The organism is Sorangium sp. So ce281, from assembly GCF_051527395.1.
Lineage (GTDB): Bacteria > Myxococcota_A > Polyangia > Polyangiales > Polyangiaceae > Sorangium > Sorangium cellulosum_B.
This window is the reverse complement of record NZ_CP150322.1, coordinates 2,978,711-2,992,263: the sequence shown is the minus strand read 5'-3', so window position 1 is coordinate 2,992,263 and position 13,553 is coordinate 2,978,711. Positions and strand designations below refer to the sequence as shown.

Here is a 13,553-nt window from a genome sequence, read left to right as displayed (position 1 = left end):
CTGGATCACCTCGGGATCTCCTCGTTGCGTCGTCGCGTCAAGCGGGCTTCTGGGCCGGCAACGCCGCCTGGTCGAGGAGCGTGAAGGCGCGGAGCACCTCGGCGACGCTCCACGCCTGGGCGATGCAGCCGCGCGGCGCGAAGGGGGCGTCACCATCGAAGATCTCGCTGATCGAGCCGAGGCCGGCGGTGTTGATGTGGTCGCCCATCGGCGCGAGCAGCCGGCGGGCTGCGTCGGGATCGCCATAAACGCGGAGGTGCGCCTCGGTGAACGGGCCGATGAGCCAGGCCCAGACCATGCCCTGGTGGTAAGCGGAATCGCGGCGCTCCTGATCGCCGCCGTAGAACCCGTGATACGCGGGATCCGACGGGGCGAGCGAGCGCAGCCCGTGTGAGGTCAGGAGCGCCCGCGCGCACGCGTCGACCACGGCGCGCTGTCGCTCGGGGGAGAGCGGGCTCTCGGGGAGCGACACGGCGAAGATCTGGTTCGGCCGGAGCGCCGCCTCGACGCCGGCGGGCCCGTCGAGGACGTCGTAGCAGTAGCCCGCGGCGGCGTTCCAGAAGCGCTCGAAGGAGGCGAGGGCCCTCGCCGCCATCCCCTGATACGGCTCGGCGGGCTCGCCGAGGCGGGCGGCGAAGGCGACCATCGCCCGCAGCGCGTTGTACCAGAGGGCGTTGATCTCGACCGGCTTGCCGATGCGCGGCGTGATCACGCGATCGCCGACCTTGGCATCCATCCAGGTGAGCTGGACGCCGTCCTGCCCGCCGCGGAGCAGGCCGTCGCCCGGGTCAACCTGGATCCCATACCGCGTGCCCCGGAGATGCCAGTCGACGATGTCCCGCAGCACCGGGAACAGATCGCGCAGGAGCCCGTCGTCGCCGGTCGCCTCGTGACAGGCGCGGATGGCCTGGAAGTACCAGAGCGTGGCGTCCATCGTGTTGTATTCGGGGTGCGCGGCGCCGTCGGGGAACCGGTTGGGCAACATCCCCTGATCCACGAAGGCGGCGAACGTGCGGAGGATCGGCGCGGCGATGCTCGCCTGTCCTGTCGAGAGCGCGAGGCCGGGCAGGCTGATCATCGTGTCGCGGCCCCAGTCCTCGAACCAGGGATAACCGGCGATGACGCTCTTGCCGGGGCTGCCGCCGGAGGCCTGCGCGCGTTCCACGACGAACTGGTCGGCGGCGAGGACGAGCTGCGAGACCCAGCCGGGGGCGGCGGCCGCGCCCGACGGCCGCGCCCCGCTCCACGCCGAGAGGAGGGCCCGATCGCGCGCGCGGCGGCGCGAAAGGGCCTCCGGATCGACAGCGGTGATGCCGTCTCCGGCGGCGGCGAGGAACACCACCGTCTCGCCGGGCAAGAGGGTCGCCTCGAAGGTAGCGACGTGGAGGTGGTCGTCGCGGTCGAGGAGCCCGCGCGCCGTCTCGGCCGGGAGCGCGAAGCCGCGGTAGAGCTCCGTCGCGGGGGTGGCCGCGCCGCCTTCCAGCTTGAGGAACAGCGGCAGCGCGTCGCCGGCCGTGACGACGCGGACGCCGCCCCAGGCGGCGCTGACCTCGGCCGGCCACGCGACGGTGCCTGTGTTGTGGAAGACGCGGTTGTTGGCGATGGCGCGCGCGGTGAGGCGCAGCGGCTCGCGGGCCTGGAGCGCGGTGTAAGCGACGTAGGTCGTGTTCTGGCCGTGCTCCATCCAGACGCGCTTCTCGAGCAGCGCGTCGGCGCAGGCGTAGCGCCAGCAAGGGATCGAGCCCTCGAGCGCGAAGTGCTCGATGTTGACGAAGCCGCTCGGCGCGACGGCGCCGCTCGCCCAGCGGTTGGTCGCGAGGTCCCAGGCCGCGCCGCGGCAGGTGACGGTCTCGTCGAGCTTGACCAGCATCAGCCGCCGATCGACGGGCGGCCGGAGGGCGGCGACGAGCAGCCCGTGGTAGCCGCGCGTGATCGAGCCGGCCACCGTCCCGGAGCCATAGCCGCCGATGCCGTTGGTGACGAGCCACTCGCGGTCTTCGGCGATCCTCAGGTCGCCGCAGATCTCCCTCCCCATCCTGACCATGCGCTCCTCCTCCGGGACGTCCATCGCTGACCGAACCGGCTCGACGCGCCCCTCGAATTCGCCGAGGATTTTTGATCACGGCATCGTAACCGTCATCGGCGGCCACCGCGCAGGCGTCCGTCCGCAGCGCCGTGTCAATTTTCAACAGCACGTCCCGCCGTCCCTATTGTGATGATGCCCCCCGATGTCCTAAATCAGAAGAGCTCGGTCGCTGTCAACCACTTCATTGTATCCGCCGTGCAGGACCGGCGCGATTGGAGCGGTCGAATCATCGACACGTGCAGTCGACCGACAGGGTGTAGCTGCCTTCGGCCCCGGCGTAGCCGTCCACCACCAGGTAGGATGTCTGGCCTGGCGCGCTCGTCCAGCTCACGGTCTCGACGGTCTGTAGATCCAGCGGGGTCGAGGAAGCCATCTCGTTCGACTGGATGGGGTCGCAAGAGCCAAGTGAAGTCGAAGCACGTTGCCTCCTTCCGTTCCGCCTGCGCCCCGCAGCATATCACACCGATTCGGTGATCTGCCGAGGCGCTCATCGCCGAGCGCGGCCTCCTGCGCGCTATGCTCGGTCATGCTCGCGTCCAGAGGTCGCCTCGTGTCCAGCGCGGACATCGCAGCGCTCATGCTCGTTCTCCTCCTCCCAGCCGCGTGCGCTCACGACCCGGCCGCGCCACGCGCGGCGCCGTCGCGGCCCGCCGACATCGCGGCGCTGCGGCTCGCGGACTGGCAGCCCATACCGCTTCTGGCGCTCGAGCGCACCACGATCACCCACCTGGCCGTGCCCGCCGTCGATGTCCACACGCACCTGCACCGGGTCGTCGACGTGGCGGCCGAGGTCGCGCGCATGGACGCGCTCCACGTCGAGACCCTGGTCAACCTCGACGGCTCCTCGGGCAAGCGCCTGGTGCGCGAGCTCGAGCGCTTCGACCGCGCCTATCCAGGGCGCTTCCTGACCTATGCCAACCTCGACCTCACGCTCGTGGGCGCGCCGGGCTGGGGCGAGCGCGTGGCCGCGCAGCTCGCGACCGACTTCGAGGCCGGGGCCCAGGGGCTCAAGATCTTCAAGGAGCTCGGGCTCACGGTGCGCACGCCCGAGGGCCGGCGCGTCGCGCTCGACAGCCCGGAGCTCGAGCCGGTCTGGCGCACGTGCGCGCGCTACCGCCGGCCCGTGCTCTGGCACGTGGCCGACCCGGCGGCGTTCTTCGCCCCGCTGGACGCGAAGAACGAGCGCTGGCACGAGCTGCACGAGTTCCCGAGCTGGTCATTCGCGGACAGGACGCGCTTTCCAACGCGCGCGCGGCTCTTCGAGGAGCGCAACCGCGTGCTCGAGCGCCACCCCGACATCACCTTCGTGGGCGCGCACATGGCCAGCTCGTCCGAAGACCTGAAGCAGCTCGCGGGCTGGCTCGATCGCTTCCCCAATCTGCAGGTCGACATGTCGGCAAGCGTCAGCGAGCTGGGCCGGCAGCCGCGCGCGGCGCTCCGCTTCTTCGTGCGCTACCAGGACCGCGTGCTCTTCGGCACCGACCTCAAGAGCGCCAGGACCGCGGGCTACGAGGTCTATGCGCGCTTCCTGGAGACCGAGGACGACTACTTCGACACCGAGGCCGCGAACGGACGCCAGGGGTTCTGGAGGATCTACGGTATACACCTGCCCGCACCCGTGCTGCAGAAGATCTACCGCGACAACGCGCGCCGCCTGCTCTGGCCTGCAGATCCCGATCGGCTCGCGGCGCCCCCGTGACGCTCGGCGCCCGGCGCGACACACGATGTTCCGTCCGGCGCGACACGCGTTATGCGCCGTTCCGCCGGTCACAAGCGTTGTTTCACTTGCCGTTCATTTCGTCGCCTGCTCGCTCGTCTCCGCCCTCCCCCTGGCCGAGGTGAAACGCTCGACCGCCATGCCGACGGCCATCGCCGCGACGAACGCGAGCACGGCGCTCGATCCGGTCGCCAGCGAGACGAGCGCCGGCCCCGGGCAGTACCCGGCGAGACCCCAGCCGACGCCGAACAGCGCGGCGCCAGCGACGAGGCGCGCGTCGATGTCGACGCGGGTCGGGACGTCCGCGCGATCGGCCAGGAGGGGAAACCGCGGCGCACGGGCGGAGCCGGCCGCATCGACGCCGCCCCCGCGCCGCCGCCAGCGAAGGGCGCGGTAGGCCAGGAAGTGCACGGATACCGCGCCGGCCATCACGAACGCGAGGCTCGGGTCCCAGCCGCCGGCCACGTCGAGGAAGCCGATGACCCTGGACGGCTGGGTCATGCCGGAGACGCCGAGCCCCACGGCGAACAGCAGGCCGGCGAGGAACGCGACCGCGCCCTGCCTCATCGCGCCCCCCCGAGCAGGTGCCGGCTGACGTACACCGTGATGGCCGCGGTCGCGATGAACGTCAGCGTGGCGACGAGCGACCGGACCGACAGACGGCTGAAGCCGCAGACTCCATGGCCGCTCGTGCACCCGTTGCCGAGCCGCGTGCCCCAGCCGACGAGCAACCCGGCGACGATCACGAGGCCGAGCGACCCGCCGCCCCCCGCGGAGGGAAAGGCGAGCGGGTGCGCGGCGACGAGCGCGAGGCCGCCGAGGAGGAGGCCCGCGACGAACGCCGCGCGCCAGGCGGTATCGCCAGGCTTCCGGAAGAGGAGCCCTCCGACGATGCCGCTGATGCCAGCGACCTTCCCGTTGAAGAGCAGGAGGAGAGACGCGCCCAGGCCGATGAGGGCGCCACCGAGGAGGGGGCCCATCACGGTGAATTCATTCACGATGTGACCTCGCTGAAAAACCGGTGGCCAGCATAGCAATGCGCGTCATCCACGGAAGACGAACCACCACGCGGTGCGCAATCCCGGAGCCCGCTCGGCGGTTGTCGGCCGGCCCGCCGGCTCGCGCGCCCCCTGCCCCGTCCGCCACCGCTCGCCGCGCAACCGCTGCTGCGAGCGCGCGGCGCCACACCCCGCCTGGATCGCCGCCCGACAGAGCGGGTGGGGCTGGGAGCGGGCGTATCGCACACGGCGCCGGCGGACAGCCGAGATTGTGCCGGGTCCCAGAGGTGCTGGTGTATACTGACGGCCGATGGCCCACGCAGGCTCGGACGCGGCGGAACCGGCTTCATGGCGCAGGATTCCGCGCGTCGGGGATGTCGTCGGCGGCAAGTACCGCATCGAGCGGGTGCTCGGCCGCGGCGGCATGGGGATCGTCGTCGCGGCGCACCACCTCTCGCTGCGCCACCGCGTCGCGCTGAAGTTCCTGCTGCCCGAGGGGCGCACCACGCCCGGCGCCACGGAGCGCTTCTTCCGGGAGGCGCAGGCCGCGGCGGCGATCGCCAGCGAGCACATCGCGCGCGTCATCGATGTGGGGCAGACCGACGACGATCTGCCCTATTTCGTGATGGAGTACCTGAATGGCATCGATCTGGAGGCGCTGCTCGAATCGCGGGGCCCGCTGCCCGTGGAGCAGGCGGTCAGCTACGTGATCGAGGCCTGCGAGGCGCTCGCCGAGGCGCACTCGCTCGGGATCGTCCATCGCGACCTCAAGCCGGGCAACCTCTTCCTCGCGAGCCGCAAGGACGGCTCGACCCTGATCAAGGTGCTCGACTTCGGCATCTCGAAGGCGTCCGAGGAGGGCGTGCTCGGCCTGAACGCGCAGCTGACCGCATCGGCCGTGGTGCTCGGCTCCCCCCGCTACATGTCGCCGGAGCACATCCGCAGCACGCGGACGGTGGACGCCCGCAGCGACATCTGGGCGCTCGGCATGACGCTCTATCAGCTCCTGACAGGGCGGCTGCCGTTCGAGACCGAGTCCGTCTCGGCGCTGTTCGTCAGCATCGTGACCGACGTGCCCGTGCCCCCGCGCAGCCACCGGCCAGAGATCCCGCTCCCGCTCGAGTGGGTCATCCTGATGTGCCTCGAGAAGGATCCGGCGCGCCGTCCCCAGACGATCGCCGAGCTGGCCACGCTGCTCGAGCCGCTCGGGTCGGAGTCCGCGCGCCAGACGGTGGCGCGCATCCTGCGCAGGGCGATGGGGAACGAGGTCGTCGACGCGCCGCCGGCGCCGGACCGCCCGCGGGCCATCGACGAGGAAGCCGAGACCCTGACCGGGCCGATCGGCCCCACGCGTGGGTCCCGGCACAGCTTGAGCGAGCAGGCGAAGGAGCGCGCCTCCTCGATGCCACCCACGCAGGCGTCCGTCGCTCCGCCCGCCCTCGCGACGGCGGCCTCGCCATCGATGCCGCCCGCGCGGGTGTCCGCCGTTCCTCTCACGCTCACCGCGGCGGCCTCGCCCTCGGTGCCGCCCGCGCAGACGTCGGCCGCCGGACCTCCCTCCGTGCACGCGTTGCCCCTGGACGAGTCGCTGGCGCCGACGGCGGCGCCGTCCGGACGGGGCGAGCGCGTCGCCGCAGCGGATCCACAGGGGCGGCGCCGGCGAAGCATGGTCGCGCCCCTCGCGGCGGCGGCGCTCGTCGCGCTCCTCGGGGGCATGGCGGCGACCGCGTGGCTCGGGCGCGGCGCGGCGCCGGCCCCGGGCGCGCCGCCTGACGGCGAGGCGGTCGCGCCGGCGCAGGGCGAGCTTTCCGCGCCCTCGCGCGAGGATCCCGGGCCTTCGTCCCTCCCGCCGTCGGAGGTCGCCTCGCCGCCCGCGGCCGCGGCGGCCGCCGCGGCGAGCGGGTTCGCCACGGCCGGCGCCGCGCTCGCGCCGCTCGGCTCGGCGAGGGCGGGCCGCCCGCGCGCGGTGCTCGCGCCGTCGTCGCCGTACCCGGCCAGCAGCGAGCCGGCGCCGACGAAGGCGACGCGCCTGCGCGAGCACCGCTAGCGGCATGCGTCGAGCGCCCTCGAGCACGCGCGCTCGCCTATGGAGGCTCGCCGCGGTGCCTCTCCTCGCAGGCGCCCTGCTCCAGGCCCCCGCCGCCCGCGCCGACGGCGAGGGCCAGGCCGACGAGGCCGACCTCCACTTCGAGCTGGGCCGCGACCTCTACAAGCAGGGGCAGTTCCAGACCGCCCTCGAGCACTTCCTCGCGTCGAACCGGCTCGTGCCGAACCGCAACGTCGTCTTCAACATCGCGCTCACCTACGAGGAGCTGGGCCGCTTCGCGGACGCGCACCGGTACTACGACGACGCGCTCGAGGGCGAGGCCGACCCGGAGGTCGTCGCCGAGGTCCAGGCCGCGCTCCAGCGGATCGCGCCGCGCGTGGCCGTGCTCCAGATCGTCACGTCGCCGCCGGGGGCCAGGATCTACGTCGATCGCAAGGACCTCGGCGCGCGCGGCACGGCGCCGCGCCGGCTCGCCATGGCCGAGGGGCGCTACCGGATCCTCGTCGAGCTCGCGGGCTACGAGCCCGTGGCCGTGGACGACGTCCCCGTGAAGCTGGGGCAGAGCAAGGAGGTCCTCATCGTGCTCCGCCGCATCGTGGGCACCGTGCGGGTGGACGTGCGCGGCGCGAGCGAGGCCACCGTGCACGTCGACCACGACGGCGCGCCGCCCGCGTGCACCGCCCCGTGCGATCTCGACCTGCCGCCGGGCCGCCACGTGCTCCATTTCTCGCGCCCGGGCTTCGAGGCGGCGCCGCAGCCGCTGACCGTCGCCGCGCACGAGACCGTGCCGATCACGGCGACGCTCAGCCCGCTCACCGGCTCGATCCTCGTGCGCGCCGACGAGCCCGACGCCCTCGTCGAGATCGACGGCCGCCCCATGGGCTTCACGCCGTCGGTGATCCAGGGCGTCCCCGTGGGCCGGCGCCGCGTCCGCGTCAGCCTGCGCGGCTTCGCGCCCGTCGAGCGGACGATCGAGGTGACGGCCGGCCAGCAGGCGGAGCTGCGCGACGTCACGCTGGCGCCGCTCCGGGAGGTGTCGTCGGCCTCGCGCGTCCTCGAGCGCCTGGAGGACGCGCCCGCGTCCATCAGCGTCATCGAGCAGCACGAGCTGCGCGCCTTCGGGTACCCGACCATCGCCGAGGCGCTGCGCGGCACGCGCGGCATCTACCTCTCGAACGATCACGTCGTCTACTCGGCCGGGATCCGCGGGCTCGGCGAGCCGCTCGACTACGGCAACCGGCTCCTCGTCCTCTCCGACGGCCACTCGACGAACGACAACGTGCTGAACGCCGCGTTCGTGGGCTCCGACGCGCGCGACGACCTCCACGACGTGGATCACATCGAGGTCGTCCGCGGCCCTGGCTCGCTGCTCTACGGCACGGGCGCGCTCTCGGGCATCGTCAACCTCGTCCCGCGCGGGCGCGACGAGCCCACGAGCGCGCACGTGGCGGCCGGCACCTACTACGACGGCGTGGGCCACGCGCGCGCCGGGTTCCACTACAACGCCCGCAGGGACGCGGGCGTGCAGGCGAGCGTCTCCGGGGCGCGCTCCGACGGGTTCGACGTCCCGGTGGCGCTGCGGGACCCGGGCGAGGGGCCGCGCGTGCAGATCGCCGAGCGCGCCGAGACCTTCCGGGCCGGCGGCACGTCCGGGCGCGCCTGGTACGGGCCGTTCACGGCGCAGTGGATGTACCATACGCGCGAGCAGCTCGTCCCGATCGGCTACGTGGGCACGCGGCTCAACGACCTCGGGACGAGCTACGAGGACGCGCACATGATGGCCGAGGTGCGCTTCGAGCCGCGGCTCACGCACGACCTTCAGCTCATGGCGCGCGCCCACGTGAACCGCTTCGTCTGGCGCGGCGCCTACGCGTTCGACGAGGGGACGGTCTTCGAGCAGCAGCACGGCACCTGGCTGGGCGGCGAGCTCAGGGCGGCGTGGACGCCGCTCCCCTGGCTGAGGGTCACCGGCGGCGGCGAGGTGCAGGAGCACGCCGAGGCGACGCTGAGCAGCGTGCTCGCGGACGGCCGCGCGCACACGAAGCCCGTGCCGTACCGCTTCGGCGCCGGCTACCTCATCTTCGACAGCTCGCCCGCCCCCTGGGTCCGCCTCTCGTGGGGCGCGCGCCTCGACGTCTACAGCACGTTCGCGCCGATCGTCGTGCCGCGCGCCGCGGTCATCCTCCGGCCTGCGCCGGGAGGGGTCCTGAAGATCATGGGCGGGCGCGCCTTCCGCGCCCCGAGCATCTCCGAGCAGTTCTACACCGACGGCAAGACGCAGGTGCCCGCCGTCGACCCCGCGCGGGGCCTCGTGCTCAAGCCGGAGTCCATCGCTTCCGCCGAGATCGAGTACTCGCAGCGCCTCGGCGACGACTGGACCGCGCTCGGCGCCGCCCACGCGAGCAAGCTGTCGGACCGGATCACCTCCGCCGAGGACCGCCCCGGCGTGCCCGGCGTGGTGCGCTACGTGAACAGCCGTCGAGACGCGTTCGTGGCGGGGTGTGACGTCGAGCTCCGCCGCGAGTGGCGCCAGGGCTGGATGCTCGCGGCGACGTACGGCTACCAGCGCGGCGAGCTCAGGCGCGGCGAGCGGCTGATCAACGCGCCGGAGCACCTCGCGTCGTTTCGCGGCGTCGTCCCGGTGGTGGAGCGGCTCGCCGCCGCGGGGCTCCGGATCAACCTGGAGGCGCCCCGGCGCATCGGCCGCAGCTCGGCCGACGAGACAGCGGGCGCGATCGTCGCGGATCTCACGGTGTCCGGGGAGCTCCAGCGCTTCCACAGCCGCTATGTGATCGGCATCTACAACGCGATGGACGCGCGGTACGACTACCCGGCCGCGGAGAGCTACCTCTCGGCCACGAGCCGGCAGAACGGCAGGACCTTCCTCGCCGAGATCACCGTCAGCTATCCCTAGTTCCGCGCGTCCAATGTGCTGCTGCGCGCGGGTCTGCAGCGGCCCGGAGATGCTGACCACGCGGACACGCACGAGCCACGCGGAAAAGAGCGAACGGCCTGCCAGGCGCCGCCGTTACGGGGTGCTGTACTCGTGCCGGAAGCGGCGGAACAGGTTCCTGACCGCGCTCGCCGAGGGGACGCCGGAGACCGCGAGCGCCTCCAGGATGGTGCCGTCATGCGGGAAGCTGCTCTGGCTGTCTCCGCCGAGCGTAAGCCCGGTCACCGTCACGTTGTTCAGCGAGACCGTGGTCGAAGTGCCGTCGATGATGATCGCTGAGCTGGCCCCATTCACGATCACGCCCACAGCGTGCGCCACGAGTGGGTTATACCCGGCGACCTGTCTGGTCACCGCGCCGTCGCTGAAGGCCAACGAGGTGGGCGTGTTGTTGTAGAACAGCGCCCCTGAGCCAACGCTTGTCCTTCCGATAATGGCACCGAAAGCCGTGGAATTCTTCTTGAATACGGCGAACAGGGCGTAAGGCGCGGCGAGAGAAATCCCGTTCAGGCGATACTGTTGCAGGATGTTAGAAAACGAGATCGCCGGTTTGTGGTTGAGGCTGTCGATCTCGAATGCTGCGGGGCTCGCTGCGTACTGGATCGTCCAGTGTCTCGAGTTCCCGCTCCGGTCAACGGCCTGGCCAATCCCGAGCGGCAACCTCCAATAATGCAGGTTGCTGTACGTGGCAGAAGGGAACGTGAGCGTGATCCCAGTCGTACCAAGCGCAACAACGCCGTTGGACGGCACCAGGACATTATTCTCTGCCCACACGCCACCGCCGTGAATGCTCCAGTCGAACCTCGCGGTGCCGCGCGGCCCCCCCAGGACCATCTCGACATGAAGCAAGCCAGTGACCGTCGACGTGCCGGCAGCGGTCAGGGCAGGCGGTGAGGAGCCGAAGCCGGTGGGCGTCCCGGTCACGGTTCCACCGGGGAGGTCAAACCCAGCTTTGACCCAGGTAAAGAGCCCCGGAAGATGGTTTGGGCTGAACGGGAAGGCGTCCCCGGCGCATACCGCCGTCATCTTCTCCTGCCCCTTTTCGTTGGGATGAATGGTGTCCACCGCGTTGTGCGCAGCCGCCGCCTCCGCCGTCCACGCGGAATCGGCATAGATCACCTCGCCCCACGGAGCGAGCGCGGCAACCGCCGCCGCCTCCGCATCGCGCTGCGCGTCCCAGGACGTGCCGTCGACGTCGTTCTCGGTCACCTCGCGCGTGTAGGTCATGGCGCGCACCACCACGCGCGGATCGGCCTCTTTGATCGCGTTCGCAAGGTCCACCTTGAACTGAACCACGTTCGCGGCCGTCGTCTTCCGGTTGGCGAAGTCGTTCCTTCCGATCTGGACAATCACCTCGTCGGGACGGTTCGCCAGAATCTTCCTGGCGAGCGCACGGCACGCAGCAACGGAAGGCGTCGCCGTCCCGGTAAGATGCACGAGGCCATCCCCACCGCTGCCATGGGTCATGAACTCGAGGCCCTTGCGTTGCATCTGGAGCTGCCACGACGTCATGCCAGAGAACGCGGTGTACGCGCCCGCGCCCTTCGAATCGACGATGGCGATGATCACGCGAGCCCGGGGAGGTGTGACATCGAACATCGATGCGCCTGGCACGTAGATCCCAGCAGGGAAAACGCCGATGTTCTCGCCACGGATGGCGACCAGCGACGCCGTGTACGGTGATGCCATCTGAGGACCAGAATAGACTCTGACCTTGCGCGGCACGGTGCTGCGCGCGGCCGGGACGCTCACCCTGCTGAACGTGGTCGAGTTCCACGCCACGGGGAGCACCGGATCGATGGGCTCGCCGTCGGCCCAGACGGACGGATAGGAGCGGTTTCCGTTTCGTCGGTTCACCGTGTCGTAATACTCGACGTCAAAGACGTCGGTGTCGGTGGACAACGCGTAATACGCCAGGTTGGACATCTCGAGATGTCGCGGGTTGCGCCAGGCAGTGAGCTTTTCATGCCCCGCCTCGCTGGAGCCGTGGAGCAGCGCCGGGTGCACGTCCAGACGGTAGAAGTCGGGGTAGAGGACCCCCGTGGCGCCCACCGGGCGAATGCGGAGCCTGCCGCACAGGAACGTGGCCTGCGTCGCGCCGCTGCGAACGACGACCCGCGCGCGGTACGACAGCCCCGCGGTGACCGCGAGCGATGGCGTGATGCAGTCCGTCGGGGTGCTCGTGGGCGTGAACGACGCCGACATCAGGACGGAGGAGCCCACCGCGTCCAGGATCTGGAGCTGGAACGCGCCGGAGCTCCCGACCCCCGACGGGAGCGACACCCTGTCGAGCTCGAGGCGCACCGCGGGGACTTCGGACGGGACAGCGAACCAGCGCTCCTTCATCGCGCCGTCCGGCGCAGCCTGGTCGTGGTTCACCCAGATCAGGCTGCGTTGCCCGTCGGCGTCGACCCCCGTCAGGGGCAGGCACCGCGGGGCCAGGTTCGGCCGCTCCACGTGCCAGGCCATCGACTCGATTCGCCCGGGGCCGAGCGAGTTCCGATCCACGTGCAGCCCGGCCGGGTACGCGAGGCTCACGTGTTGCTCCGCACGAGCTGACAGGCATGCTCCCAGCCCGGGCCGACGTGGGTCCACGTGCGCGTCGCTCCCGCGGACCCCTCGGTGATGACCGCCAGGACTCCGAGCTGCGGACCTTCGACGATCTCGATCGCGCGACATCGAGCATCGACACCCTCCGCCGGGATGGGATCGGGGAGCTCGAGCTCCTCCCCATCCGGCGGCACACCGATTGAGTCAAGATCTGCCATGGCACGTTGTCTACTATAGAGTGCCAATCCTGTCGAGGTCGCCCGTCAGGCGTCCGATGCCGGGGCGCCGGCGTGGTGGGGGTCGGCGGAGGCGGCGACGGAGGGGCCTCCCGAGCGCGCGGGGGCAGAGGGCCACCCTTGCTCAGGTTCGGCGCCACGCCCCCATGGCGCGTGGCCATGTCGTCCGCCTCCTCTGATACAGCCCCGCGAACCTGGGTACAATCACCGGCATCTACAACGCGATGGATGCGCGGGACGACTACCCGGCCGCGGAGAGCTACCTCTCGGCCACGAGCCAGCAGAACGGCAGGACGTTCCTCGCCGAGATCACCGTCAGCTATCCCTAGTTTCGCCCGCCTGAGGTCCAGCCAGGGATCCGGAGAGAGATTTCAACGCAAAGACGCAAAGACGCAAAGACGCAAAGACGCACAAAAGAGCAGATTATTTGTATTTTTGCGTCCAATCTCTCTTCGCTCGCGCGACAGATCCATGGCCGGATTTCTGACACGCGGAGAGAGCGATCAAGAGCGCAGAGGGCGCTGGCCCAGGTCGGTGAAGAACCGCAGGAGATAGCCGTCGGGGTCGGCGACGACGAACTGGCGGTTGCCGAGCTCCGTGTCGCCCTCGCGGTACCACCTCTCCTCGAAGGGGATCACGATCTGGAAGCCGCCTGCGCGCACGCGCTCGTACAGCGGCGTGACGTCGGCGACCTCGATCTGAAAATTGACGCCGCGTCCGTAAGGATGCTCCAGCGGCGCGGTGCGGAACCTGCGGCCCGGCCCCGCCGCCTCCTGCAGCATGAGCTGCGCGCCCTCGAGGTCGATGAAGGCAAATCGCTCCTCGGGCCTCTCGTACCGCAGCGTGCAGCCGATGACACCAACGTAAAAGCCGAGCGAGGCGCCGAGATCCGCCACGTCGAGCTCCGGTATGAGCTTCTGCCCGTTCATGGTCCTTCCCCTCGAGATCGACCGATGGCTCGCGCGGAGC

10 protein-coding genes are annotated in these 13,553 nt (G+C 70.9%); 3 read left to right on the top strand and 7 right to left on the bottom strand.

Annotated elements, in window-relative coordinates; genetic code table 11:
• Positions 1-37 precede the first annotated feature (37 nt).
• Both WMF27_RS11480 and WMF27_RS11475 read right to left on the bottom strand, forming a co-directional pair.
• Complete coding sequence (locus tag WMF27_RS11480) at positions 38-2,068, bottom strand: amylo-alpha-1,6-glucosidase (RefSeq protein ID WP_437768823.1); 2,031 nt, start codon at positions 2,066-2,068, stop codon at positions 38-40.
• A 244-nt stretch (positions 2,069-2,312) separates the two neighbouring features.
• Positions 2,313-2,459, bottom strand: a complete 147-nt coding sequence (locus WMF27_RS11475) for a hypothetical protein (protein ID WP_437768824.1) — start codon at positions 2,457-2,459, stop codon at positions 2,313-2,315.
• Positions 2,460-2,612: 153 nt separating this feature from the next.
• On the opposite strand from WMF27_RS11475, the gene WMF27_RS11470 reads away from it, so the two are divergent.
• Complete coding sequence (locus WMF27_RS11470; protein WP_437944145.1) at positions 2,613-3,785, top strand: amidohydrolase family protein; 1,173 nt, start codon at positions 2,613-2,615, stop codon at positions 3,783-3,785.
• Positions 3,786-3,878: 93 nt separating this feature from the next.
• On the opposite strand, the gene WMF27_RS11465 is transcribed toward WMF27_RS11470, so the two are convergent.
• Positions 3,879-4,370, bottom strand: coding sequence for a DUF6691 family protein (locus tag WMF27_RS11465; RefSeq protein ID WP_437768826.1), 492 nt, complete (start codon positions 4,368-4,370; stop codon positions 3,879-3,881).
• A complete protein-coding gene (locus WMF27_RS11460; protein WP_437768827.1) occupies positions 4,367-4,801 on the bottom strand; it encodes a YeeE/YedE family protein in 435 nt (144 codons plus the stop codon). Before WMF27_RS11460 ends, WMF27_RS11465 begins: the two co-directional genes overlap by 4 nt.
• A gap of 310 nt (positions 4,802-5,111) precedes the next feature.
• Between WMF27_RS11460 and WMF27_RS11455 the strand changes: the two genes are divergently transcribed.
• Both WMF27_RS11455 and WMF27_RS11450 read left to right on the top strand, forming a co-directional pair.
• Positions 5,112-6,848 (top strand): protein kinase domain-containing protein, encoded by a 1,737-nt coding sequence (locus WMF27_RS11455; protein WP_437768828.1) that lies wholly within the window; start codon positions 5,112-5,114, stop codon positions 6,846-6,848.
• A 55-nt stretch (positions 6,849-6,903) separates the two neighbouring features.
• Positions 6,904-9,762 (top strand): TonB-dependent receptor domain-containing protein, encoded by a 2,859-nt coding sequence (locus WMF27_RS11450; protein WP_437768829.1) that lies wholly within the window; start codon positions 6,904-6,906, stop codon positions 9,760-9,762.
• 114 nt (positions 9,763-9,876) lie between these two features.
• Here the strand turns inward: WMF27_RS11450 and WMF27_RS11445 are convergent, their stop codons facing one another.
• The 3 genes from WMF27_RS11445 to WMF27_RS11435 all read right to left on the bottom strand — a co-directional run bounded on the left by WMF27_RS11445 (position 9,877) and on the right by WMF27_RS11435 (position 13,513).
• Positions 9,877-12,336 (bottom strand): SGNH/GDSL hydrolase family protein, encoded by a 2,460-nt coding sequence (locus WMF27_RS11445; protein WP_437768830.1) that lies wholly within the window; start codon positions 12,334-12,336, stop codon positions 9,877-9,879.
• The gene (locus WMF27_RS11440; RefSeq protein WP_437768831.1) at positions 12,333-12,566 is read right to left on the bottom strand and encodes a hypothetical protein; all 234 of its coding nucleotides are present in this window, start codon (positions 12,564-12,566) and stop codon (positions 12,333-12,335) included. The genes WMF27_RS11445 and WMF27_RS11440 overlap by 4 nt, the downstream gene beginning before the upstream one ends.
• A 521-nt stretch (positions 12,567-13,087) precedes the next feature.
• Positions 13,088-13,513, bottom strand: a complete 426-nt coding sequence (locus WMF27_RS11435; protein ID WP_437768832.1) for a bleomycin resistance protein — start codon at positions 13,511-13,513, stop codon at positions 13,088-13,090.
• Between the last annotated feature and the right edge of the window lie 40 nt (positions 13,514-13,553).